24 protein-coding genes and 1 pseudogene are annotated in these 25,085 nt (G+C 51.4%); 13 read left to right on the top strand and 12 right to left on the bottom strand.

Going from position 1 to position 25,085, the window contains the following annotated elements; genetic code table 11:
- Window positions 1–369: 369 nt before the first annotated feature.
- Window positions 370–783 (top strand): RrF2 family transcriptional regulator, encoded by a 414-nt coding sequence (locus F7P81_RS14105; protein WP_075656957.1) that lies wholly within the window; start codon window positions 370–372, stop codon window positions 781–783.
- Window positions 784–789: 6 nt separating this feature from the next.
- On the opposite strand, the gene F7P81_RS14110 is transcribed toward F7P81_RS14105, so the two are convergent.
- Window positions 790–1,728, bottom strand: coding sequence for a zinc ABC transporter substrate-binding protein (locus tag F7P81_RS14110; protein ID WP_151160030.1), 939 nt, complete (start codon window positions 1,726–1,728; stop codon window positions 790–792).
- A gap of 159 nt (window positions 1,729–1,887) precedes the next feature.
- On the opposite strand from F7P81_RS14110, the gene F7P81_RS14115 reads away from it, so the two are divergent.
- From F7P81_RS14115 to F7P81_RS14125, 3 genes are read left to right on the top strand one after another with little or no spacing between them, the layout of a single operon-like run.
- A complete protein-coding gene (locus tag F7P81_RS14115) occupies window positions 1,888–2,781 on the top strand; it encodes an ATP-binding cassette domain-containing protein (RefSeq protein ID WP_151160031.1) in 894 nt (297 codons plus the stop codon).
- On the top strand, window positions 2,774–3,601 hold the full coding sequence (locus F7P81_RS14120; protein ID WP_151160032.1) for a metal ABC transporter permease: 828 nt from the start codon (window positions 2,774–2,776) through the stop codon (window positions 3,599–3,601). The genes F7P81_RS14115 and F7P81_RS14120 overlap by 8 nt, the downstream gene beginning before the upstream one ends.
- On the top strand, window positions 3,601–4,047 hold the full coding sequence (locus F7P81_RS14125; protein WP_075656960.1) for a Fur family transcriptional regulator: 447 nt from the start codon (window positions 3,601–3,603) through the stop codon (window positions 4,045–4,047). The genes F7P81_RS14120 and F7P81_RS14125 overlap by 1 nt, the downstream gene beginning before the upstream one ends.
- Before the next feature lie 47 nt (window positions 4,048–4,094).
- On the opposite strand, the gene F7P81_RS14130 is transcribed toward F7P81_RS14125, so the two are convergent.
- Window positions 4,095–4,904: a helix-turn-helix transcriptional regulator gene (locus F7P81_RS14130; protein ID WP_151160033.1), complete on the bottom strand. Its 810-nt coding sequence runs from the start codon at window positions 4,902–4,904 to the stop codon at window positions 4,095–4,097.
- Window positions 4,905–5,608: 704 nt separating this feature from the next.
- On the opposite strand from F7P81_RS14130, the gene F7P81_RS14135 reads away from it, so the two are divergent.
- The 4 genes from F7P81_RS14135 to F7P81_RS14150 all read left to right on the top strand — a co-directional run bounded on the left by F7P81_RS14135 (window position 5,609) and on the right by F7P81_RS14150 (window position 9,682).
- The gene (locus tag F7P81_RS14135) at window positions 5,609–6,712 is read left to right on the top strand and encodes an ABC transporter substrate-binding protein (RefSeq protein WP_022709617.1); all 1,104 of its coding nucleotides are present in this window, start codon (window positions 5,609–5,611) and stop codon (window positions 6,710–6,712) included.
- Between the two features lie 202 nt (window positions 6,713–6,914).
- Entirely contained in the window at window positions 6,915–7,817 is a 903-nt protein-coding gene (locus F7P81_RS14140) for an ABC transporter permease (protein ID WP_022709618.1), read from the top strand.
- Window positions 7,814–8,617 carry an ABC transporter permease gene (locus tag F7P81_RS14145; RefSeq protein ID WP_022709619.1) on the top strand — a complete coding sequence of 268 codons (804 nt, stop codon included), beginning with the start codon at window positions 7,814–7,816 and terminating at the stop codon, window positions 8,615–8,617. Before F7P81_RS14140 ends, F7P81_RS14145 begins: the two co-directional genes overlap by 4 nt.
- A gap of 3 nt (window positions 8,618–8,620) precedes the next feature.
- A complete protein-coding gene (locus F7P81_RS14150) occupies window positions 8,621–9,682 on the top strand; it encodes an ABC transporter ATP-binding protein (protein ID WP_151160034.1) in 1,062 nt (353 codons plus the stop codon).
- Window positions 9,683–9,741: 59 nt separating this feature from the next.
- Here F7P81_RS14150 and gndA read toward each other — a convergent pair.
- The 3 genes and pseudogenes from gndA to F7P81_RS14165 form a co-directional block, all read right to left on the bottom strand.
- A pseudogene (gene gndA, locus F7P81_RS14155) lies at window positions 9,742–11,166 on the bottom strand (NADP-dependent phosphogluconate dehydrogenase); the annotation flags it as partial.
- Between the two features lie 140 nt (window positions 11,167–11,306).
- A complete protein-coding gene (locus F7P81_RS14160; RefSeq protein WP_151160036.1) occupies window positions 11,307–11,924 on the bottom strand; it encodes a GNAT family N-acetyltransferase in 618 nt (205 codons plus the stop codon).
- A 195-nt stretch (window positions 11,925–12,119) separates the two neighbouring features.
- A complete protein-coding gene (locus tag F7P81_RS14165) occupies window positions 12,120–13,250 on the bottom strand; it encodes a type III PLP-dependent enzyme (protein WP_151160037.1) in 1,131 nt (376 codons plus the stop codon).
- Between the two features lie 772 nt (window positions 13,251–14,022).
- Here F7P81_RS14165 and F7P81_RS14170 point away from each other — a divergent pair.
- The 3 genes from F7P81_RS14170 (at window position 14,023) to F7P81_RS14180 (ending at window position 16,906) form a co-directional block, all read left to right on the top strand.
- Complete coding sequence (locus F7P81_RS14170; protein WP_022709725.1) at window positions 14,023–14,943, top strand: LysR family transcriptional regulator; 921 nt, start codon at window positions 14,023–14,025, stop codon at window positions 14,941–14,943.
- An 89-nt stretch (window positions 14,944–15,032) separates the two neighbouring features.
- Entirely contained in the window at window positions 15,033–15,710 is a 678-nt protein-coding gene (locus F7P81_RS14175) for a DUF1007 family protein (RefSeq protein WP_151160038.1), read from the top strand.
- Between the two features lie 74 nt (window positions 15,711–15,784).
- Window positions 15,785–16,906: a nickel/cobalt transporter gene (locus F7P81_RS14180; RefSeq protein ID WP_151160039.1), complete on the top strand. Its 1,122-nt coding sequence runs from the start codon at window positions 15,785–15,787 to the stop codon at window positions 16,904–16,906.
- Here the strand turns inward: F7P81_RS14180 and F7P81_RS14185 are convergent, their stop codons facing one another.
- From F7P81_RS14185 to trhO, 6 genes are all read right to left on the bottom strand, one after another.
- Complete coding sequence (locus tag F7P81_RS14185; RefSeq protein ID WP_151160040.1) at window positions 16,907–17,134, bottom strand: hypothetical protein; 228 nt, start codon at window positions 17,132–17,134, stop codon at window positions 16,907–16,909. It abuts the gene before it with no gap.
- Window positions 17,135–17,138: 4 nt separating this feature from the next.
- Complete coding sequence (locus F7P81_RS14190; RefSeq protein ID WP_151160041.1) at window positions 17,139–17,825, bottom strand: GNAT family N-acetyltransferase; 687 nt, start codon at window positions 17,823–17,825, stop codon at window positions 17,139–17,141.
- A 38-nt stretch (window positions 17,826–17,863) separates the two neighbouring features.
- Complete coding sequence (gene modC, locus F7P81_RS14195) at window positions 17,864–18,988, bottom strand: molybdenum ABC transporter ATP-binding protein (protein WP_116088796.1); 1,125 nt, start codon at window positions 18,986–18,988, stop codon at window positions 17,864–17,866.
- Window positions 18,985–19,665, bottom strand: a complete 681-nt coding sequence (modB, locus tag F7P81_RS14200) for a molybdate ABC transporter permease subunit (protein WP_022709719.1) — start codon at window positions 19,663–19,665, stop codon at window positions 18,985–18,987. Before modB ends, modC begins: the two co-directional genes overlap by 4 nt.
- 16 nt (window positions 19,666–19,681) lie before the next feature.
- Entirely contained in the window at window positions 19,682–20,425 is a 744-nt protein-coding gene (gene modA, locus F7P81_RS14205; protein ID WP_116088798.1) for a molybdate ABC transporter substrate-binding protein, read from the bottom strand.
- A 124-nt stretch (window positions 20,426–20,549) separates the two neighbouring features.
- Window positions 20,550–21,473, bottom strand: coding sequence for an oxygen-dependent tRNA uridine(34) hydroxylase TrhO (trhO, locus tag F7P81_RS14210; protein WP_151160042.1), 924 nt, complete (start codon window positions 21,471–21,473; stop codon window positions 20,550–20,552).
- A gap of 236 nt (window positions 21,474–21,709) precedes the next feature.
- On the opposite strand from trhO, the gene F7P81_RS14215 reads away from it, so the two are divergent.
- Entirely contained in the window at window positions 21,710–22,324 is a 615-nt protein-coding gene (locus tag F7P81_RS14215) for an N-acetylmuramidase family protein (protein ID WP_151160043.1), read from the top strand.
- 62 nt (window positions 22,325–22,386) lie between these two features.
- Window positions 22,387–23,025 (top strand): 2-dehydro-3-deoxy-phosphogluconate aldolase, encoded by a 639-nt coding sequence (locus F7P81_RS14220; protein WP_151160044.1) that lies wholly within the window; start codon window positions 22,387–22,389, stop codon window positions 23,023–23,025.
- Window positions 23,026–23,091: 66 nt separating this feature from the next.
- Here the strand turns inward: F7P81_RS14220 and F7P81_RS14225 are convergent, their stop codons facing one another.
- Window positions 23,092–24,939, bottom strand: a complete 1,848-nt coding sequence (locus F7P81_RS14225; RefSeq protein WP_151160045.1) for a peptidoglycan L,D-endopeptidase MepK — start codon at window positions 24,937–24,939, stop codon at window positions 23,092–23,094.
- Window positions 24,940–25,085: the final 146 nt, after the last annotated feature.

Consider the following 25,085-nt stretch of genomic DNA (forward strand, 5'->3'; position numbering starts at 1 on the left):
AATCAATCTCTCAATCTTTTCAGTGCTTTAACCAGCTAACCAATTCCTCAGTCAACCAATCTCAGGGGCGAAGCTCTCTGCCGCTAGCAGCGCCGCCGCCCTCGTTGTGTCGCTATATAGACCCCACTCTCCCAAACTGTCAACACGACTTTTCAAAAAAATTACACAAATCGCAAACTTTCTTTCCACAGGGAAAACTTTAAAAATTAAGCGAAAATTTACCCTCTTTTTCACCCTCGGAAAACCGGATTCGGCAAATCAGCAAGCCCGCGACAGACACATAGATTATGACTTGTGTTTGATACCCGCCCTACTCTGCGCTACAGATAGAGAGCAATAACATTATATAATGCAGGGAACACCGCTTACATGCTCACTAAAAAAGGGAAATACGGCCTCAAAGCAATGGTTCATCTGGCAGAAGCCACACAGGATGACCTTATCTCTGTTGGCGAGATTGCCAAGGCACGTAACATCCCGCGCAAATTTCTGGATAATATCCTGACAGACCTGCGCGTTGCAGGCTTTGTTCAAAGCCGCAAAGGTAAAGGCGGAGGCTTTTGTCTGGCCAAACCGGCCGATCAGATTTCAATCGGCAATATTATCCGCAGCCTTGACGGCCCTCTGGCCCCCCTCCCCTGCGCGAGCAAGACAGGGTATAAAGCCTGCGAGGACTGCATCGAAGAAGACTGTAAAATTCGCCGTATGATGCTGGAAGTACGTGAAGCCATCGCCAGCGTGCTGGATAAGCGCACACTGGCAGATGGCTATAGCGATTTGTAACGGGAATTACTGCAGGCAGGTCTTCAGCGATGTCGCCAGATTGCGGATCAGCTGCGGATAAAGTTCCGGTCCATCCTGAAGATCAGCCCCAAGCGGATCAAGTATGCCTGTTTTAGCTTCCGTTCCTTCAAGCACGGTCTTTACCAAAGCGGACTCAAATTGCGGTTCGGAGAAAACGCAGGTCGCCCCCAAGGACTTCACTTTGGTCTGAATTTCACGAATACGCGCTGCACCCGGCGCTTTTTCCGGATTGACCGTAATTGAGCCTGCCGCGGAAAGTTCGAAACGACGTTCGAAATACTGATAGGCATCGTGGAACACAATATAAGGCTTGGTGCGCACCGGCTCCAGCTCCGCCGCCACTTCTTTTTGCAGCGCATCAATCTTATCGGCATAGGCTGCCGCATTCGCCTGATATTGCTTGGCATGCTCCGGATCAGCTTTACTTAAAGCTTCCGCAATCGGCTCCAGCATCAGCTTGGCATTTTGCGGATCAAGCCAGAGATGCAAATCATCATGATGATGGTCATGCGCTTCACCACCCTCACCATGACTGTGCCCGCCATGATCATGCGGTTCAAAATTACCGCTTTCACGCGCAGACAGGATCTCAAGTCCCTTTACCTGATCCAGCCGTACAACTTCAACCTTAGAACCAAGAGTCTCTAATGGCTTTGTCAGATAAGTTTCCATTTCCGGCCCGACCCAGAAAATGACTTTTGCTTTTTCCAGTGCACCGGCATCAGACGGTTTCAGATTATAGCCATGCTCTGATGCAGCGCCTTTAACAATAAGATCCGGCTCCCCTGCCCCCTGCATAACAGCAGAGACCAGCGAATGAATTGGCTTAATCGAAACCACGACATCGCCTTTTTCCGCCGCAAGAACAGTATGCGAAGAAACAGACAACAAAGCAGATGCCAGCAAAACTCGGATAACAGACATAAAACCTCACAGAAATTGCTATTAATCACTGCCAGCGATTGAAATGACAGCATATCGGAACAATATGTTATAAAGTTACATTATTGCGTAATGCTATAACGTATGAGATAACTCGTGACAAGAGCAGGATCTGCTTTTCTATCATTCCGAAAGCGTACAATGCATCATCCATTATCAGCTGCCGCCAGCGGACAGACATCTGACATTCTTCTGCGCCTTGAAAATGCAGGGATTGAGCGGAACGGTCGCTGGCTTGTCCGCAACATTGATCTCACTCTGCATAAAGGCGAAATTGTTACGCTCATCGGCCCTAACGGCTCGGGGAAAAGCACGACCGCCAAAATGGCATTGGGCATTCATAAGCCTGATGAAGGTGCAGTGAAACGCGAGAAGTCCCTGACCATCGGCTATGTTCCGCAAAAAATCTCGATTGATCCGAGCCTGCCGCTGACAGTTGAGCGCATGATCCGCATGACTGCTCCTATAAGAACAGAAGCAATCGAAGCAGCTCTGCAACTTGCAGGCATTCCGCAACTCATCAAAGCACAAGTTGTCCATCTTTCCGGCGGCGAGTTTCAGCGTGTGCTGCTTGCCCGTGCATTTGCATGCAAACCGGATTTGCTGGTGCTGGATGAACCGCTGCAGGGTGTTGATTTTGCCGGTGAAGCCGAGCTTTACGAGAAAATTGCAAAGTTCCGCGATCAGACCGGTTGCGGTGTTCTGATGATCTCCCATGATCTGCATATTGTTATGGCCGCAACAGACCGCGTTGTCTGCCTGAACGGGCATATATGTTGCAGTGGTACGCCGGTTGATGTGGCGGCCAGCCCTGAATATGCGAAGCTTTTCGGATTGCGCACTCCGCGCGGCATGGAAATTCCGCCCTCGCTTGCAGTCTACACACATCATCATGACCATACCCATCTGGCTGACGGACGGGTGCAACATGCAGACGGCACGATAACCGATCACTGTCACCATGATGACGGCCATCATCATGAACACTGCGAAGACCATAATCACCCCCAAAGCGGTGGACACAATCATGCTTGATGACTTCTTTATCCGCGCCATGCTTGCCGGTATCGGCCTCGCTTTAATTACCGGCCCTATCGGTTGTTTTATTGTATGGCGACGCATGGCCTATTTCGGCGACACGATGGCTCACTCGGCGCTGCTTGGTGTTGGCCTTGCTATGCTGTTTGACCTGAATATTATGGTTTCCGTCTTTCTGATCGCTTTTAGTATCGCCATGCTGCTGGTCGTCCTGCAAAAACGCCACTCACTTTCAGCCGATTCATTACTGGGCATACTCTCCCACGCCACATTGGCATTCGGACTGGTGCTTGTCGCCTTCATGACATGGATCCGCTTTGATCTGATGTCACTGTTGTTCGGCGATATTCTCGCAGTATCCATATCTGATCTTATCGCCATTTACGCCGGTGGAGCGTTAATTCTTGCGGGTCTGATCAAACTCTGGCGACCACTACTGGCAGCGACCATCAGCGAAGATATTGCGCAGGCTGAAGGCCTGCAACCGGAGCTGCACCGCACATTGTTTATGATTTTGCTGGCGCTGTTGATTGCCATTGCCATGAAAATCGTCGGTATTCTGCTGATTACCGCTCTGCTGATTATTCCGGCAGCCACGGCGCGCCGTTTTGCATTATCGCCGGAGCAAATGGCCATCTATGCGGCTTTTATCGGTGCCTGCTCGGTTATTGCCGGTCTATTCGGCTCATTAAATTATGACACACCGTCAGGACCATCCATAGTCGTGGCTTCTGTGGTGTTTTTTGTTATAAGCTTGCTCCCATGGCAAAAACTCAAAGCATCTTTGCCGGTTGCGCGCGATAAGGAGACTTCATAATGACCGCTCATACGCATACAGGAACTGCATCTGCGGCAGCGCGCGCTCCGAAACTCACACGTAATCAGAATCTCGTATTGGAAGCGCTTGCAAAAGCTGAGTTCCCGCTCAGCGCCTATACAATTCTCGACCAGTTGCGCGAAGAAGGCTTCCGTGCCCCCCTGCAAGTCTATCGTGCACTGGACAAATTGCTCGAATACGGCCTGATCCACCGCCTTGAAAGCCTGAATGCTTTTATTGCCTGCGCCCATCCGCACCATCATGAGCACGGCCATCTGCATGGTATCGCAGCTTTTGCCATTTGCGATAAATGCGGTTTAGCTTCGGAATTTTCTGAGCCGGAAATCGAAGATTGCGTGCAGCACTGGACGCAGAAGAACCATTTTCATCCAACGAAAACCACTCTGGAAATTCGCGGTCTGTGCGCAAGTTGCGCGCATAACTGAGCAGGAATTATAGAACACCCCGCAAAAATGCGGGGTGTTTTTGCCAATCAGCCCTGTAAATGCGATGTATCCGGCAAAGGTATAATGCCAAGCGACATCGCCACCGCCACTGCAGATGTGCGGTTGGCACAACCCAGTTTGATCTTGGCATTTTGCAGATAGGTCACCACTGTCCAGCGGGCGATGCTGAGAATTTCAGCAATTTCACCGTCAGTTTTTCCGCGTGCGGCCCATTTGAGGCAATCAACCTCGCGTGGCGTCAGAGAAACCAGCGACTGAACTTCGCTCTTTTGTGATGAATAGTCGCTCACCGCGGATAATACAGATTCATGTAATTGCGCAGTCGCCTGTAAAAAATCCTTTTCCAGCAGACGGATCAGGTCTTCGGCATTGAGGTCGTTTTTGCCCTTTTTCGTATCAAACGCAAAAATAGTATGGGCATCCCCGCTGCCATTCAGCCGCTGTGTCACCATAATAAATGTATCGCCAAAATTATGCGCTCTCAAATCATCGACATAATTCTGCAATGCCGGTGTATTTTGTTTGTGACTGTAAATCTCTGTAATGCTGACACTATGAGGCAGCTCGGGATCAGACCATTTCTGATGAAAAAGCGGATCAATATCAAAATAACTTTTTGCAGCGTAATTCACGATCCAGTCTGCCGGAAATGTCGACACCACAGTCTTGATATTATCAGCCATGCCCGCATCCGCATGCTTAGGCGTAATATGCGTAATATGCTTGCAGGAAAGTTTTTTACGAACGGCGATATATGTTTCCAGAATAGATGAACAATATTCTTTGCCAAAGAAACTGTTTTGAAATTCCGGGAAATGGATAAATTCAAATTCCATGAAAAAATTCCGTTTTAAACACCTGTAATAATCAGCGAAATGAAAACATAAAAATCAAAGCGCATAAAAACGCGCGAATATGAAAATGATTCGAAAATAAACGCACATGATTTGCGCGCCTCTTCTCAACTAAGACATGAATGCAGCAAAAATACTATTTCAACGCGATGACGCAAATAAGATAAAACAACAGTGATCCGCTGCGACGAATCTCCGGTCATCCCCTCCCTCTGGAAACCGGCCCAAAACACTCTTCTGCAGAACTTAATAATTAAAAATCAGTGCCTTAAAATTAAGATTATTTCACCGCCAAACAGAATCTCATTATCCGGCACAGTTATTTTATTAAAATGTTTTTGTCACAATGCACAATTACCAACTAATTGCCCGCTCATACTATCCGGTTAACGACATTTGCGGCTAAGCCTATGAATCCTTTCTGATATTCAGAACCACGCCGCGCAGCCGGATTATCATCCGATAAAAATCAATATATTCAAGAGATTAAGTATATTGTTGTTTTTTATTCATTTCCTTCTCTCTAAACTGCAACATTCAATTGATTGCGATAAAAAAACATGGTTCACTTCTGCCCGGATAAAGAAAAACGATAGCTGTCATGGTACTTTCATATGACGCGCCTATCGAAAAAATGCGAGGATGCCTGAAAGCAGGCCTCCCGTAGCTTTAAGGGGAGTATGTCAATGCTTAACAGAACAACACGGCTGTTGTCCCTGACAACAGCGATCGCTTTTGCCGGCACCACATTATCCGTGGCAGCTCCGTCAGAAGAACTGATCGCCGCCGCGAAAGCAGAGGGTCAGCTGACCACAATCGCCCTTCCGCATGACTGGTGCGGCTATGGTGAAATCATCAAGAGCTTCAAAGACAAATACGGCATTCAGGTCAATGAACTGAATCCGGATGCAGGCTCCGGTGATGAAATCGAAGCGATCAAAGCGAACAAAGACAATAAAGGCCCTCAGGCGCCTGACGTGATCGATGTCGGCTTTACCTTCGGCACCACCGCGAAAAAAGATGGCCTGCTCCAGCCTTATAAAGTATCGACATGGGATTCGATCCCTGATGATGCCAAGGATGCTGAAGGTTATTGGTACGGCGACTATTACGGCGTATTGGCTTTCGAAGTAAACAAAGACATTATCAAAGATGCACCGCAGGACTGGGCTGATCTGCTCAAGCCTGAATTTGCCAATGCCGTTGCGCATTCCGGCGATCCGCGTGCATCCACACAGGCAATCCTGAGCGTGTATGCAGCCGGTCTTTCTCTTGGCGGCAAGCCGGGTGAAGAAGCAGCTCAGAAGGGTCTGGAATTCTTCCGCGACGTGAACAAGGCCGGTAATTTTGTACCTGTCATCGGCAAGGCCGCTTCATTGGCACAGGGCTCAACCCCTATCGTTATCCGCTGGGACTATAATGCTCTGGCAGACCGCGATACGCTGAACGGCAATCCGGAAGTTGAAGTTATCATTCCGAAAACCGGTGTGGTAGCCGGTGTGTATGTACAGGGCATCAGCGCCTATGCACCACATCCAAATGCAGCCAAACTCTGGATGGAACATCTCTATTCCGATGAAGGCCAGATCGGTTATCTGAAAGGCTATTGCCACCCGATCCGCTTCAACGCCATGGCAAAAGAAGGCAAGATTCCTCAGGAACTGCTCGACAAGCTGCCACCGGCAGAAGCTTACCAGAAAGCTGTCTTCCCGACTTTGGAAGAACTCGACAAGTCTCAGGCTGTCATCACCAAGAACTGGGATAGCGTTGTCGGCGCGAATGTTCAGTAAGCTGAACAGCTGAATGCTGCTGTTACGGGCGGCAACACCCGCCCGTAACAGGTTTTGCAATTTGCATTTTTATACGACACATATCATCATAAAAAATAACTCAGCCGGCACCGCAATCTGAACATTGCTGTATGCCTGCAGATTTCAGCACCTCAATCTGCGGAAGCCATCACCGACGCAGACGATAAAAAGCAAAAATCATATGAGCCTGTCCAGCAATGGCATAACATCTGACACGCCCCCTGTGCGACGCGCCAAGCGCCGTCTGCCTTTAGAGTGGCTCGGTGTTGCCCCGTTTTTCGCCTTCGCAATTCTGTTTCTGCTCTGGCCGACCATGTATCTGGTTGTCGGTGCATTTCAGGATAGTCAGGGTAATTTCACCCTGCAAAATATTATAGATCTGTTTGAACCCGGCATCATGAGCGCCTATTGGGTCTCGATCAAAATCAGCTTTGCCTCCGCTTTGGGTGGCGCTGTGATCGGTTCGTTCATGGCATGGGCGATTGTACTGGGCAAACTGCCTCGTTTTCTGCGCCCGACTGTGCTCACATTCTCCGGCGTTGCGTCCAACTTCGCCGGTGTGCCGCTGGCTTTCGCCTTTCTTGCCACGCTAGGCCGCACCGGTTTTGTCACGATTTTGCTGCGCGAATGGTTCGGCTTCAATCTCTATGCCACCGGTTTTAACCTGCTGAGCTTTTTCGGCCTGACACTGACCTATCTGTTCTTCCAGATTCCGCTGATGGTGCTGATCCTCACCCCTGCTCTGGACGGTCTGAAAAAAGAATGGCGTGAGGCTTCATCCATTCTAGGTGCCACGACATTCCAATATTGGCGCATGGTGGCCTTTCCGATTCTCTGGCCCAGCCTGCTCGGCACCAGCCTGTTGCTGTTCGCCAATGCCTTTGGCGCCATTGCAACAGCCTATGCGCTGACCGGTTCTTCGCTGAATATCGTACCTATCCTGCTTTATGCGCAGATTCGTGGTGATGTTCTGCACAATCAGAATCTCGGCTATGCATTGGCTCTGGGTATGATCCTGATTACCGGTATTTCCAATCTGCTTTATATCTGGCTGCGCATGCGTGCAGAACGGTGGCAGAAATGAAGCTGAAATATTTCATTCCAAAAACCCTCGGCGCATGGATCGCCTTTCTGATCGGCGCGATCTATTTTGTGGTGCCGCTGATCGGTACATTTGAATTTTCCCTGCGTATGCGCCGCGGCGAATATTCCTTTGATGCCTATCGTGTAGTGCTGACTGACCCGAATTTTCAGGCAACTTTCGGCTACTCCATCATGCTGGCAATCATGACGATTATTTTCGGCGTGTTGCTGGTCGTGCCGACAGCCTATTGGGTGCGTCTGCGCATGCCATATTTGCGCCCCGTCATTGAATTTATCACGCTGATGCCACTGGTTATTCCGGCGATTGTTATCGTATTCGGCTATTTGCGGATTTATAACTCGTCCTCATGGCTGCCATTTACAGGATCAACGCGTGCAACCGATATTCTGCTGATGTTCGGCTATGTGACTCTGGCGCTGCCTTATATGTATCGCTCGATTGATACGGCCATGCGCACGATTGATGTGCGTACGCTGACAGAAGCCGCGGAAAGTCTGGGCGCAGGCTGGCCGACCATTCTGTTCAAGGTGATTTTCCCGAATGTGCTTTCCGGCGTTATGAGCGGTGCGTTCATTACCTTTGCGATCGTCATCGGTGAATTTACGCTGGCTTCGCTGCTCAATCGTCCGGCTTTCGGCCCTTATTTGCAGCTTGTCGGTGCAAACCGCGCTTATGAACCGTCAGCACTGGCAATCATTGCCTTCGGCATCACATGGCTGAGCATGATTATGCTCCAGCTTGTCACCCGCTTCTCCAAATTTAAGACAGCAGGCAATTAAGTCATGGCTTTTCTCAATATCAATAATCTCAAAAAAAGCTTCGGCGCCAATACTGTTGTCCATGATTTCAGTCTGGCGGTTGAAAAAGGCGAGTTCATCTCATTTCTCGGACCATCGGGCTGCGGAAAAACCACCGTTCTGCGTATGATTGCCGGTTTTGAATCACCCGATCAGGGCGTGATCGAGATCAACGGTCAGGATGTGGTCGATCTCAAGCCGAATAAGCGCAATATCGGCATGGTGTTTCAGGCCTATGCGCTGTTCCCTAATATGACCGTAGCGCAGAATGTTGCCTTTGGTCTGCGGGTTTCAGGCAAGCCTAAAACCGAGATTGATGCAACAGTTAAGGAAATGCTTGAACTGATCCGCCTTGAACATCTGGCAGACCGCTTCCCTTATCAGATGTCAGGCGGCCAGCAGCAGCGTGTTGCTCTTGCCCGTGCTTTGGCAACAAAGCCGCAGGTTCTGCTACTCGATGAACCGCTCTCGGCACTGGATGCGAAAATCCGTATTTCGCTGCGCGAAGAAATCCGCGCCATTCAGCGTCAGCTTGGCATCACAACCGTATTTGTTACCCACGATCAGGAAGAAGCACTGTCTATTTCCGACCGGATCGTGGTGATGCATGAAGGTAAAGCCGATCAGATCGGCACGCCGTTTGATATTTACAACCGTCCGGCAACGCGCTTCGTGGCATCATTCGTTGGTACGCTGAACATGCTGGAAGCCCGTGTGGCAGACCCGCAGCAGAATAAAGCGGATCTCGGAGGAACGATTATCACCGTGCCGCAATCACTGGCATCTTACAACAAAGGTGATGCGGTCACTCTGGCTCTGCGGCCGGAAACCATCAGCCTTGATGCCTCCCCTGCCCGCGATAGCAGCGTTGAAGTCATTGTGCAGGATGTGCACTTCTTAGGCTCAGTCATTCGTACCCGTGTAACACTGGGTGCAAATCAGCTGTCTTTCGACAGTTTCAACAATCCGGCGGTGCGCCCGCCGCAGCATGGTGACAAAATCACTGTCCATTTTGCTGCACAGGATTTATTGGTTCTGGGCAAATAAAAATAAAGGCCGGACTTTTATCAAGTCCGGCCTTTTTCTTGTCCTGTGACAAGGTACAATTACAGCCCATCGCCCCAAGGGCCGTGAAAGTCGCCGTCTTTGTCGATTCTTTTGAAACCATGCGCCCCGAAGAAATCACGCTGCGCCTGAATCAAATTGGCTGAACCGCGCTTCTGGCGGAAACCATCAAAATAGCTGATCGCAGAGCTCAGTGCCGGTACCGGCACTCCGGCAGTCACCGCGGCAGCCACAACCTGACGTAGACTTTGCGCAGCCACGCTCATTTGCTCAACAAATGCAGGTGCCAGAAGCAGATTATCCACCTCACTCGCAGCAAAAGCCTCACCGATTTCATCCAGAAACTGTGAGCGGATAATACAACCGGCACGCCAGATCCGTGCAATCGTTGCTAAAGGCAGATTCCACTGATGCTCTTGTGAAGCTGCGGCCATCACTGCAAAGCCCTGCGCATAGGCCGCAATTTTTGCGGCCAGCAATGCCTGCTCCAGTGCATCAATAAAAGCCTGATCCGCCTTGATCGATCCTGTCTGTACCGGCTCGCCATAGACATTTGCCAGTTTTTGTCGTTGTGCAATCAGGGAGGATATCGAGCGTGCAGCAACCGCCGCTTCAATACCTGTTGCCGGAACACCGAGAATCTGGCTTTCAATTGCCGCCCAGCGTCCGGTACCCTTTTGCCCTGCAGCATCCAGAATAATATCAGGCACCGGCTTTCCGGTTTCAGGATCAAGCGCTTTCAACACTTCTGCCGTAATCTCGATGAGATAAGAATTCAGAGCGCCTGTATTCCATTTTGCAAAAATCGGCGCGATTTCTTCCGCCTTCAAACCGCAGACATCACGCAAAATGCCATAGATTTCCGCAATCATCTGCATATCGGCATATTCAATACCGTTATGAATGGTTTTGACGAAATGTCCCGCACCATCCGGCCCCATACGGGCACTGCATGGTTCGCCTTTATAACGCGCGGCAACCGCATCCAGTATCGGCTCAATCCGCGCATAGGCTTCAGGCGTACCACCCACCATCATTGACGGACCGTTACGCGCACCTTCCGCACCACCGGAAATGCCCATACCGACAAAAGTCGGATCATTTTCGCCGAGAGAATTCAGGCGGCGCACCGTATCGCGGTAATCGGAATTGCCGGAATCAATAATGATGTCGCCTTTTTCCAGAAAGGTCTTGAGCTTGGCCATTTCCGTATCAACGGGGCTGCCTGCTTTAATCAGCATGATAATCGGGCGCGGCCTGGCAATATTCTGGCTGAGCTGCTCCATGGTTGCACAGGGAATAATGCGTTCCTGCAACTCACCGCTGGAAGCATAAAACTTTTCTAATACCGGCGCTTCACGGTCATAAACTGCAACCCGATATCCTTTTTCAGCAATATTGAGCGCCAGATTAGAACCCATGACGCCAAGCCCGATCAGTCCGATATCTGCCAGTTGCATTCTGTTTTCCCTATATGTGAACTATCCGGCAAAATAGCCGGAGCATAATTCTTCGTTCTATATAGGTATGCTATTCAAAACCGGTTTCAACTGAAAGCAGAGACTGACAGCTGAAACCGGTTATTTTTCTTTAAATTCCGCTCTATTCAAACAGCAATGGCCTGACGGTCAGCAATCAGCTTGCCGGTAGCAGTCAGCACACCGGATGCACCGTCCAGATAGTTTTCTTCCAGCTCCAGTGCCAGAAAACGGTGACGTTCCACAGGCCCCGGCATAGCCAGATCAGCCATTTTATTGCCGGTAAAACCGAAACGGCCATAATATTCCGGATCGCCCACCAGCAAAATCGCCTTATGACCAAGCGCCTGCGCATTATGAATAGCCTGACGCATCAAAGCGGCGCCGACACCCCGCCCCGCATAGATTGTCTCAACCGCCAAAGGTCCCAGCAGCAAAGCAGGCACAGCTTCTCCGCCGGCTTTTTTACCGGCAGAAATATGCCAGAGCCGGACACTGCCGATCATTACGCCATGCGCATCGCGGGCAATCAATGCCAGCCCATAAGCAGGCACGCGTTTACGGCGTAGCTTTTCCGATGATTTGCGCTTGCGTCCCTCGCCCATCACACGGTCGAGCAAAGCCTCACGCGCGCTGCTGTCCGCAGGCGTTTCATGCGCAATACTAAACGAGACCGGTGCCGGAGCAGTGATTTGCGCGGCTGACAATTCAGCCGTGGTTCCGGCCGCAACAGAAGAAGCAGACATCAGCGTGAACCTTAAAGCATTTGCGTGAAACAAATGCGCTAAAACAAAGCGGTAAGGGGTATTGTTTCCTCACACAGATGTATGAGGATAAACACAAAGCAAAAATCTTATGTGACAAGACCGGTGGAATTCTTCCACCGGTATCATTCGCAATGTGATGCTGAATATGCGTCCCTGACGAGACGCATATCAGTATCAGATCACATAGGAGCGCAGCGGTTCAAAACCGTTAAACGCAACAGCCGAATAGGTTGTTGTGTAAGCGCCGGTGCCTTCGATCAGCACTTCATCACCGATGGTCAGCGAGACCGGCAGTGGATAAGGTGCCTTTTCATACATCACATCGGCGCTGTCACAGGTCGGGCCTGCCAGAACGCAAGGTTCCAGAGTATCGCCGTCACGCGGAGTCACGATCTGATAACGGATCGCTTCATCCATGGTTTCAGCCAGACCGCCGAATTTACCGATATCGAGATAGACCCAGCGATTGTCATTGTCAGCTTTGCGGGAAACCAGAACCACTTCGGTTTTGATGACACCGGCATTGCCAACCATGCCGCGGCCTGGCTCGATGATGGTTTCCGGCAGACGATTGCCGAAATGACGGCTCAGCGCGTCGAAAATAGCTTCGCCATAGGCCTGTGCAGTCGGGATATCTTTGAGATAACGGGTCGGGAAACCACCGCCCATATTGACCATGCGCAGGTTGATGCCTTCTTTAGCCAAAAGATCAAACACGCCTTTGGTATCGGCCAGAGCACGATCCCAAGCGGTCAGATCAGTCTGCTGCGAACCGACATGGAACGATACGCCATAGGCATCCAGACCCAGCTGATGGGCTGCACGCAGCACATCAACAGCCATTTCCGGAACGCAGCCGAATTTGCGCGACAACGGCCATTCAGCACCTTCACCATCGGCCAGAATACGGCAGAACACGCGGGAACCAGGAGCCGCACGGGCAACCTTTTCCACTTCTGCAACGCAATCAACAGCATAGAGGCGAATGCCATATTCATAGGCGCGTGCAATATCGCGCTCTTTCTTGATGGTATTGCCATAAGAAATGCGGTCAGGTGTTGCACCGGCATTGAGTGCCATTTCAATTTCCGCAACCGAAGCTGTGTCGAAGTTCGAGCCCATGGAGGCGAGCAGCGACAGAATCTGCGGTGCAGGATTTGCCTTTACCGCATAGAAAATGCGCGAGGCCGGCAGAGCCTTTTCAAAATGTTCATAATTTTCACGCACAATGTCGAGGTCAACGACAAGGCAAGGGCCTTCCGGACGTCGGGTGGCGAGAAAGTCGATAATGCGCTGTGTAGCCATCCTGATCTCCTGAACTGCAATAAGCAGTAAAAAGCCGCATCTTCATATCATTTGCGATGCGAAAGCCTGCCCCCGTGCAATGACGCACAAGGTTGAGCATGGTTTCAAAGGACTGATGAGCAAATACCTGCGCATACACGCATCAAAAGCCATCAGAGGGACAAACTGCCTTACGGCAAATATGAATCAGCTCTTCGCGCAACCGGCCTTTGGAGATGCAGGAAACACGGAACAAATACATATGCAGATGGATCAACGCCCTGAATTTAGCGTTTTTCCGCTTTGTCTGCCTTGGCTTGGAATGGGAAAAACCCGGTTCCGCACTTAGGGCAATGAGGGTGTGCCTCTTTGAGTTCCCGACCTGTGGAGAGCCGGAAGACACCAGAAAGGCCCGCACCGTCGTTGCTTCAAGGTGTCCTTGATCCATGGTTGGCCATCAGATCAACTGGAGCGGTTAGGTCCAGGTTACCGTACCGGTCTATTCTCCATTCAGAATACCGGCGGACACCCACAGGCACGTGCGACTTTGGGCAAGCGCGATATAAGATGATTTATGTGTCCACACAATGACAAATTTGCGCCGGTTTGATTTTTTTTGGTTAATAAATCACTTCTTTATTCAAAATACGGCGCAGTGCTTTATGTAGATGATAAAAACAGGTGTCTTATTGATTGCAATGCAGCGAATCACTTTGATATTTCTGAGACATTTTGAATATTCAGGATCGCGATATATGGTGCGGTTTAGTCGCTGATCTGGAGGACAGAGCTTATGGACACACTCACACGGATGCGTGCTTTTATTGATGTTGTGGAGGCCGAAGGCTTTTCCGCAGCTGCGCGCAAAATCGGTCGTTCCAAAGCCCTTCTGTCCAAATATGTCCGCGAGCTGGAAGATGATCTGGGCGTGCGGCTACTGAACCGTACAACTCGGCAATTTTCACTCACCGAGAGCGGCCACACTTATTATCACCGCGCAACGGAGATTCTGCGTGAGCTGGATGATCTGCAAGACTCCATCTCCGAGAGCAGCGGCGATGTGCGCGGCAAGATCAAACTGACAGCACCGCGCAGCTTTGCTGATGCCTCACTGGGCATGTCACTGATTGATTTTTGTGCTGACCATCCGGAGATTGCGCTGGATATCCACCTTGATGACCGGTTTGTAGATCTGGTTGAGGAAGGCTTTGACCTTGCCATCCGCATCACCCGCTTGCAGGATTCATCGCTGATCGCCAAAAGGCTGAGCGCATTTCACACTGTTGTCTGCGCCTCGCCTGATCTGATCGCACGGCTGGGCATGCCGGAAACACCGGAGCAATTGCGGGAAATGCCCTGCATTATTGATACCAACAGCCGTTCCCGCAATAATTGGCAGTTCCGCAATCAGGACGGCTCGATGATGACAGTCGCCATCCGCGGCCCGCTGGAGGTCAACAGCCCGCTCACCACCATGGCAGCGACTGTCAAAGGTCTGGGCTTCAGCGTTCTGCCGCGTTTTGTTGCTGATGGTGAGTTGAATAAAGGCACACTTGTGCCGGTGCTCCTAGATTATATGCTTAATGACGGCGGCATTTATGCCGTTTACCCGCACCGTACCTATCTGCCTGCCAAAGTGCGTCTGCTGGTGGATTATCTCGCCAAATGGTTCAAAGATAATCCGTGCAAAGAGCTGACCAATGACGAGGCGTAAAACCCGTAGACTGTCGTCGTAGTTTTGCCTCACTCATTCTCCAAATTCCGAACCAGCATTGACCGCTCAAAAGAGTGATTTTCGTTTCCATGACCAGCAGCAAAAACAAGTCTTTACTGAATGTCCTCGGCCTGACCTGTCTCATGACAGGGCTGGGTGTTGTCGCGGCATCAGCGCATCCGCATGTTTTTGCCGAAGCCCGTCTGGAAATCACAATCACACCGGATCGTTCCGTTGAGAAACTGGCGCATGTCTGGCGCTTTGACGACCTGTTCTCGTCAACCGTATTGATGGAGTTCGACAAGAAAGGCACGCTGAAACTCGACAGCGCCGAGTTGAATGAACTCAGCACAACAATCGACACTTCTATTGCCGAGTATAAATATTTTCAGACAGTTACGCAGGATGGCAAAGATATTGCCATGAACAAGCCTGAGCATCTGATTGCCGATCTGCCGGATAATCAGCTGATTGTTCTGTTTGAAAGTAAGCCGGAAAAACCGTTGAAACTGGAACCCGGGCATAAAGTCAGTTTCGGCGTCTATGACCCGACTTTCTATACGGCAATTGATTATCTGAAAGACGAAGATCTGGTAGTGAAGGGCATGCCATCCGGCTGCAGTTCTGCTGTTGTGCGCCCTGATCCCGATGAGGCGCTTGCCCAAAACCAGCAAAGTCTGACACAGGCATTCTTCGACGAAGCCGCGGCGATGACCAATGACGTGTCAAAATTCTTCGCAACCCGAATAGAAATCACCTGTAAATAACAAGTCACCGGCCAGCGCATAAGGATTGGCCAAAATTCAAATTTGTTACGTTATATCATCAGAGGCATTCCGGCATGAACCACGCAAAGCAACACACTCTTACTCTACCCCCGTTAAGAGCCTGTGCTTTGCTGCTGACCATATGCACCTGCCTGTTATTTGTGCTTCACAGTCAGGCATGGGCACAGTCTTCACTGGGTATCGGCGCCAGTGAAGTCACATTGCAGCCAACCGGCCCGTTTGCAAAGCTGATATTGTGGATTAATGCCGAGCAAAAACGTTTCTATCTGATGATGACCACAGCACTGAAAGCGATGAAGGATGATCCGTGGGCTGCGTGGACATTGGTCAGCCTGTCTTTTCTCTATGGTATTTTGCATGCCGCCGGCCCCGGCCACGGCAAAGCAGTGATCTCATCCTATATGATTGCCAATGAAACAGCTTTGCGACGCGGAATTTTTCTTTCCTTCGTCTCATCCGTTTTGCAGGCACTGTCCGCTATTTTTCTGGTCGGCATGGCATGGTTTGTGCTGCGTGGTATCGGCATTTCAATGGGAAAAGCAGGACGCGGCATGGAAATAGCCAGCTATGTGCTGGTCATTCTCTGCGGGATTTATATCATCTTCCGCAAGCTTCGCTCAAAGCCGCAACGTGCTCCTGCAATAGCGGTTGAAACAATTGCACCGGCTCCCGTCTGGCAAGGTTCACTCTCAGCCTCGGCAACACAAAAACCATCGGCATTGAACACATCCATGCGGCTTAAATATCAGCCTGCCAATGCAAAACCGGCTGTCTTTGACCATGAGTTTTCAGGGAATGGTGCCAATTGCACAGCCTGCGGCCACAGTCACCTTGCTGATCCGTCCACTCTGAGCGGTGATTTCAACTGGAAAACCGCATGGGCAGCGATTATTGCCGTCGGCATCCGTCCCTGCTCCGGCGCGATTATCGTGCTGACATTTTCAATGCTCAACGGTCTGATGCTGGGTGGTATTCTCTCTGCTTTTGCCATGGCATTCGGTACTTTCATCACCGTTGCCTTGCTGGCAACACTGGCTGTCACCGCTAAAAATACGGCGCTGCGCCTGGTCAAGAATCCGCTGATGTCAGCACGTTTGCAAACGGCGATTGAAATCGCCGCTGCATTATTCATCATTCTGACAGGCGTGCTTCTGCTGATTGCTGCCCTCAGCTGATTAATCTTTGTGGTGTTTTCGCTGTGATTTCGCCCGCAGCCAGAACACCACAAAAAAGGCCATCACAAAAACAACAGCAATCAGCGCCGCCAGCACATGGCTGTAAGGCCCGACCGCCAGCATAATGATCGGCATGGAATAAAACAGCGCGCCGAAAACCACCATAATCAGTGCGGCGGCTATAGCGGAATTGCGCGTATCCTTCTTATTCTGCTGTGTGGATGCCATGCGCTTATCTCCGGCCTGTATCGGCGTAGAAGCTTTCCAGCTTTTTGATCTGCTGTCCGTTCGCGTCAAAATTGTCAGGAGCGAGCCAGTTTTGGTAAGCCTGTTTCAATGCAGGCCATTCACAGTCGATCACCGAATACCATGTAGTGTCACGGTTTTTGCCTTTAACAATCAGATGCTGCCGGAAAATACCTTCAAACTGAAAACCGAAACGCTCCGCCGCACGCTTTGACGGCAGATTGTCATTATTACATTTCCACTCATAACGGCGGTAACCGAGCTCATCAAAAATATATTGCATGAACAGATACTGGGCTTCGGTCGCAGCCGGTTTGCGTGAAATCAGCGGCCCCCAATAGATATTACCGATTTCAATACTGCCATTCTCGGCATCAATGCGCATCAGCGCCTGACGACCGGCAATTTTACCTGTCGCCTTGTCAATCGTGACGAAAAACATAGTCGTCTGGCTTGCGGCGGATTTCTCCAGCCATGGCCGCATCTCTTCGAGAGTTGAAGGCACTGTATCAAACAGCCATGTGAAACGGCTGTCCGCATCGGCAACGCTTGACGCCTCAAACAGCCCCTGCCCGTGTTTTTCAACACTCAGCGGCTCCAGCCGCACAAACTGCCCTTCAAGAACTTTGCGCTCAGGAACAGGCCGCGCTGTCCACTCTGACAAGTCCTGCATAATCATTCTCCTCTTCCTCAAAAGGAAATGACCATATTTTATGCAGATTGCAAACTGATTTCACTTTGCTGCAGTCTTGCGGCACTGCGATCTATCGACACTGCTTTGATAAGTGCAAAAACCTGCTCGCCGGTTTTCAGATTGAGATCCTGCACAGATTTGCGCGAAATACGGGACAATAATTGTACATCACCCAATTGCAGGCGCAATTCCGCAAACGGCCCGTCATCGGTTGAGATTGCAACAATCGTTACCGGAAAAATATTGCGGATACTGATATCCACCGGCGCAAAGCGCGACAGAGATACATCGCGCGAGCGGATACGCAGACGCACTTTCATCCCCGATTGCAATGCATGGTCTGTCAGCTGAAAATTATGTCCGCCAATGGCAATGTCAGCCATGGCATAGGCATCATCACTGCGGGTGACTTCCCCTTGCAAAAGCACACTGGTCGTATCGCCCGTACCATCAATCTGGCTGAAAATATCAAACACTGAACCGCTTTCCCGTACCCGTCCCTGCTCCAGCAGCACAAGCGTATCCGCCAGCCGCGCGACTTCATCCACCTCGTGGCTGACAAAGACAATCGGCAGCCCGCTCTCGTCACGCAGACGCTCCAGATAAGGTAAAATTTCCTGACGCCGCGCATGATCCAGCGATGACAGAGGCTCATCGAGCAGCAGCAGGCGCGGTGCCGACAGTAATGCCCGCCCGATCGCCACACGCTGTTTCTCACCGCCGGACAATTGATGCGGCTTGCGCTGCAATAAAGCGCCGATGCCGAGCAGCTCGGTTATTTCCTCAACCTTACGCTCCGGCTCACGTTTACCTGCCCATTGCGCATAGGTCAGATTGCGCAAAACACTGAGATGCGGAAACAGACGGGCATCCTGATAGACATAGCCGATATGGCGTTCTTCAGGACGGAGATTGATGTTTCTGGCGCTGTCAAACAGCACCAGATTGCCAACGGCAATACGTCCTTCCTCAGGGCGCAGCGTTCCGGCAATCATGCGCAGCAAAGTGGTTTTACCGGCACCGGACGCACCGAACAAAGCTGTAACGCCGGTCTCCGCACGAAAGGCCGCCTCAACGCGAAACCCGCCATTGCCGCCTTTTACATTGAAATCAAGGGTATTGAAGCTGATTTGATGTGTCATTTGCCAGCTCCGCTCAACCGGCGCTGCAACCATTCGGACAGCACCACCGCCAGCACAGACAGCACGACGGAAACCAGAATAAGCTTCAGGGCAGCGGCATCACCGCTCGGCGTTTGCATCAGCGCATAAATCGCCAGCGACAGGGTTTGCGTTTCACCCGGAATATTCGAGACAAAGGTAATTGTAGCGCCAAATTCGCCGAGCGCTTTGGCAAAACCCAGCACACTACCGGCAATAATGCCCGGTATCAGCAAAGGCAGCGTCACAGTCATAAAGGCTTTGATGCGCCCTGCTCCCAAAGTGCGGGCAGCTTCTTCCAAGCCCCTGTCAATATTTTCAATCGCCAGCCGCATCGGGCGGATCAGCAATGGCAGTGCCATCACACCGGCAGCCAAGGCTGCCCCTGTCCAGCGGAAAGCGAAGGTAAAATCAAACCATTGCAGCAGCAAACTGCCGATAGCGCCGCGCGTACCAAACAGCACCAGCAGAAAATAACCGGTTACTACCGGCGGCAGCACCAGCGGCATTGTCAGCACCGCCTGTAACAGGCTTTTGCCGGGGAAATTATAGCGTGCCAATATCCACGCAAAACCAAATGCAACCGGCAAGGCTCCGAGGATAGCAAGCCCTGCTATCCTCAAAGACAAAGCGATAATTTCCATTTCCGGCATTGCCATCAGTCAGATCAGAGCCTTATTTTGCTTCTGCCGCAGGCACAAAGCCCTTATCGGCAATGATTGCCTGTCCGGCATCGCTGCGCAGGAATGCAAGAAATGCCTTGGAGTTTTCGTCAGACTTGCCGACCAGTGCCGCAGGATAAAGAATTGGCGCGTGGCTTGATGCAGGGAAGCGGTAAACTTCTGTCAGTTCAGGCACCTGTGCACGATCCGATGCATAAACAATACCGGCTTTCACTTCACCGCGGGAAACATATTGCAGCGCTACGCGCACATTTTCCGCGAAGACCGCATTGGCAGACACATCACCCCAGATGCCGAGTTTTTCAAGTGCTGCCTTGGCATATTTACCGGCAGGCACATTTGACGGATCGCCCATGGAGAAACGGCCGGCTTTGAGGATTTCCGCAGCTTCTGCCGGTTTTGTATCTTTGGCACCGGCGATAACCAGCGCATTACCGGCAATCACAGCGCGGCTGTCATTATCGATCAGCTTGCGTTCCTGCACATAATCCATCCAGTCGAGATCGGCTGAGATGAAAATGCTGGCTGGCGCACCGGCTTCAATCTGTTTCGCCAGCACAGAGGAAGACGCATAGGATGCGGTTACTTCCGCACCGTTTTCAGCCTTAAATTTCTCTGCTGCCGTATCAATCACATCTTTCATGCTGGCCGCAGCAAATACGACAATCTTCTCTGCCGCTAAAGTTGGCAGGGCAGTTCCGGCAAGCAGGCCAAATGCAACAACAAATCTGATCATGATATCCCTCAATATTTTCAATCATTATATTTCATCATGCATAACGATTCCTGCCTTATGCTTCAAGCAAATAAAAAAGGCCCTCCGAAGGGAGAGCCTTTTGCAAATGAGGACGGACTAGAAATCAGTCGCCGATATGCTGTTTGGCACCGCGCTCTTTCGCCAGCAGAACCTGACGCTGGCGCTCGGCATAGCGGGCACGGTCAGAATCACTGCGCTCATGATAGCAAGTATCGCAGGAAATACCTTCCTGATAGAATTTCGACAATTTACCCTCTGGCGTTACCGGATTGCGGCAGGCGCGGCAGAGTTCCACATCGCCTTCCACCAGACCATGACCAACAGAAACACGCTCGTCAAAAACGAAGCATTCACCTTCCCAGCGTGTATCTTCCGCAGGCATATCTTCGAGATATTTCAGAATGCCGCCTTTAAGGTGGAAGACATCATCAAAGCCCAGACCTTTTACAAAAGCCGTTGCCTTCTCGCAGCGGATACCGCCGGTGCAGAACATGGCAATCTTCTTGCCTTCCAGCTCATCGCGGTGGTCTTCAACCCATTGCGGAAACTCGCGGAAAGTCTTGGTTTTCGGATCAATCGCGCCTTTAAAAGTGCCGATGGCATATTCATAATCATTACGCGTATCGATGAGGATCGTGTTCTCATCATCGATCAGCGCATTCCACTCCTGCGGCTGCACATAGGTGCCGACGCTCTGCAACGGATCAATCCCGTCCACACCCATGGTCACGATCTCTTTCTTGAGACGGACTTTCATGCGGTTAAACGGCATCTGGCTAGCTGTTGAATATTTCAGTTCAATATTCTGCTCACGCAAGGCAGGAATAGCTTCAATGAAAGCAATCAGCGCGGCAATGCCGGACTGTGTTCCGGCAACAGTGCCGTTCAGTCCTTCAGCAGCCAGCAGCAACGTGCCTTTGATACCCTGCTCATCACAAAGCTCAGTCAGCGGTGCCTGATAGGCTTCAAAATCCGGAAAACGCGCAAAACAATAGAGCGCAGCAACAGTGAAATGTGCTTCACACATAAATAAACCTCAATAGCTGGTCGCCTCGCAAAGGCGCTGCCGTGATATTCCGCCTGAGCACCCTGAGGGTCAGTCAGACAGCCGAAAACAGATTAATCTGCTTGCCTGTGCTCTAACGCCGCTGCGGAGCAATTTCAAGATCAGCATCAAATTTTGCTGCCACGAAGCGAGAATCTATCCCCGCCCTCACTACGCATGACACAGTGCAAAGGGTATATCAGTCAGGAGAGAGTGCCATGTTTCGCGCAGAAATCAGAATGCTGTTTTCAGAAGCAGGACAAGCGCATCATCTCGATCCCGCAGCCCTTGTCGCTGTCGCACAGACAGAAAGCAGTGGCATTGTCACCACACGAATCCATGGCCGTGATGAACCACTGATCCGTTTTGAGGGGCATTATTTTGATAAACGCCTCAGCCCTGCCGATCAGGCAAAAGCCAGAGCGCTGAAGCTCTCCTCTCCCCGTGCCGGAGCCACTCCCAATCCGGCGGGCCAGGCGGCACGCTGGCAAATGCTGGACAAAGCCTGCCGCATCAACCGCGATGCCGCTTATGAATCCACATCATGGGGTGTCGGACAAGTTATGGGTGCCCATTGGCATTGGCTCGGTTATGTGTCCGTTGCTGAAATGGTTGAAACTGTACGCAGCGCCGTGCCGGAGCAGATTGAGCTGATGAGCCGCTTTATCGTCTACAGCAATCTGCGGGATATTCTGAACAAGCACGACTGGCAAAAATTCGCATATAGCTATAACGGCCCGCTCTATGCCAAAAACCGCTATGACCGGAAACTGGCTCAAAACTATGCGCTGTATCAACCCTTGTTTCCCGCCTTCATCACTCCTGAAGAATGAACAGCATAGACAAAATATCTTTGGAACGTTAAATCGATTATAACAATAATTCCGAGGGTGAGATGTCGCAGAAAACCGAAAGCCTGATTCCCGTCATGACGGGACAAACCGTCATCCCTGTTCTGCTGGTTGATAAAGCAGCAGATGCCGTGCCACTTGCACGCGCTCTGGCAAAAGGCGGTCTGCCTGCCATCGAAATTACCCTGCGCACCAGTGCGGCACTGGATGCTATCCGTGCTGTGGCAGAAGATGTGCCGGAAGCCATTGTCGGCGCCGGAACCATCCTCAATGCCGCCCATTATGAGCAGGCTGTCGCCGCCGGTTCAAAATTCATCGTCAGCCCCGGCGTAACAGATGCCATTCTGAAAGCCGCAGATAACAGCCCTGTTCCTCTGCTGCCGGGTTGCGCAACAGCAAGCGAAGTGATGAGCCTGCGTGAGCGCGGCTATACTCATGTGAAATTTTTCCCTGCGGAACAGGCAGGCGGCGCGGCCTATCTTAAAGCCCTGTCCTCCCCGCTTGCCGGTACCTTCTTCTGCCCGACAGGCGGCATCAGCCTCAGCAATGCCATGAATTATCTCACCCTGCCGAATGTGCTGTGCATCGGCGGCTCATGGATCGCTCCCAAAGAGCTGGTCAATGATGGCAAATGGGATGAAATTACAGCACTGGCAGCCGCAGCCGCCGCGCTCAAATCCTGATCAACATTAAAATTCAGGCAATAAAAAAGGGAGCTCAAAGCTCCCTTTTTTTCATTCTTTTACCGATCAGTTGATCTTAGAGAATTTAGCAATCGGAATGAAAGTCACAGCATTGCCTGTAAAGCGGTTTGCATTACCGGCAGGCAGGTCTTTCTGGAAGCCGGCTGTGTAAACAACGGTTGGTGCCTGACGCATGGCATCATTCCGCAGAACCGGATTGGACACCGGTACAACCTTGGCTACAGGCTCATTCGAAATCGCAACTTCTGTCGCGGCATCGGCAGGCTGCAGCACTGCATTGGCAGCCGCTTTTGTAACTGGGCGATCTGAGCGACCGGCTTTAGCGGTTGTCCGTACAGCGTCAGCACCAGTTGCTGCGGCAGTATTCTCGCTGTTTACGACCGGACGGGAGGACGGACGGCTGTTGCGTGTATCCTGTGGCATAACCATAGCCACCTGCTGTTCCTGAGCCTGCGGACGCGGAGCAGGAATAGATGCAGTGTGGTCACTATTGCTCAGCAGATCAGCAATCGCATCCTGACCGGCTTCAGCACGGGCAACGGAGACTTCCTGAGCCTGTGTTGGACGTGTTGCCGGAACAGCAGCGGCCAGAACGGTATTGATCGCCTGTCCTGCGCCCTGCGGACGCTGTACCGGAACCGGCACATATCCGCTCAGCATAGCACCGGTATTTGCAGTTGTGTCAGCTGCAACCAGCGCGGCAATCTGGTCATTGGCAGGCTGGGCCGGTGCGGAAGGCGCACCTGTGGCACCCGCAAAAGCCTGCGCTTCAAGTGTATTCGGCGGTGGCGGCGCCATAGCCAGCAGCACTTCGGCTTCCGACTGCGGACGCTTCACCGGAACCGGCACAGCAAAAGCCATTGCCGCCTGTGCATCCGGTGTCATTTCCACACCGGCCGAAGGGCGCGGTGCATTCAACGGTACCGGTGCATCGCGGGCAGGCAAAGCAGCAATCAACGCTTCCTGCGGCACCTGAGGCTCAGGCTGTGCAGGTACAGCACGGTTCGGCACTGCCGGTACCGGAGCCTGACGGGCAGGAACTGCGGCAGCAGGTGCTGTACGCGCCGGACGGGCAGTTGCTACAGCACGGCTGGAGCTTTCACCATTATCTTCTTCTTCATCCGCACCGCCGCCAAACAACATACCGAACAGAGATTTGCTCTTCGGCTTGGCAGAAGCCATCTGGATTGTACCGCCATTGGCCTTACGGGCTTCATAGGCAGCAAGCGCCTGTTCATAACCCGGCAATGGCTTGCCATCGGTCGGAACGTGAATTGTTTTACCGTCAGGGAACACAGCCAGCAATTCGCGGCGGCTCAGGCGCGGCCAGTGACGCACACTGCCGACGTCAAGATGCACAAATGGCGAACCGGAAGTCGGATAATAACCAACGCCGCCGATCTGATAGCGCAACGCAGTGTCACGCAGCTTTTTCAGCGGAACACCCGGAATGAAAAAATCCATCGCCTTGCCGAGCGTATGCTGGCTGCTTTTGGCAACGCCGCGGGTACGCGAACGCAGCATGGAGTTCGTCGCCGGCGAACGATAGGCGGAAACAACAGTAATATAATCGCGGCCACCGGCGGTCTGATAGACCTGCCAGACCAGATCAAACAAACGCGGGTCCATCTTGGTCGGCTCGTTGCGGCGCCAGTCGCGCAGGAAGACATTCAGCTTCTTCAAACCATCCGGCAGATAGCGGCCGTTTTTCTTGAACGTGATTTCTGCACGTTCACCGGTATGCACAAAATGCAGCTTCAGTGTACGGGTTTCGGCTGCAGCCTGAGACGGCGCGAAAGCTGTAACAGCCGTGAAAACAAGTGCCAGCTGCGCGCTGAGTTTAAAAACTCTGCCTGCCCAGCCCGCCAGTTTAGATGTTTTGCTGTTTTCCAATTTCGAATGCCTTACCGTTTACAGTCACGCTATTCAGATGAATATCGGATTTAATGGTTAATAGACACTTATTGAACAGACAATGAGTTTTCAGCATGACAAAAAAAACGCATTCGGGAAGGACTTTCCATCATGGTAAAGAGTTT

The organism is Pseudochrobactrum saccharolyticum, from assembly GCF_008801715.1.
GTDB lineage: Bacteria > Pseudomonadota > Alphaproteobacteria > Rhizobiales > Rhizobiaceae > Pseudochrobactrum > Pseudochrobactrum saccharolyticum.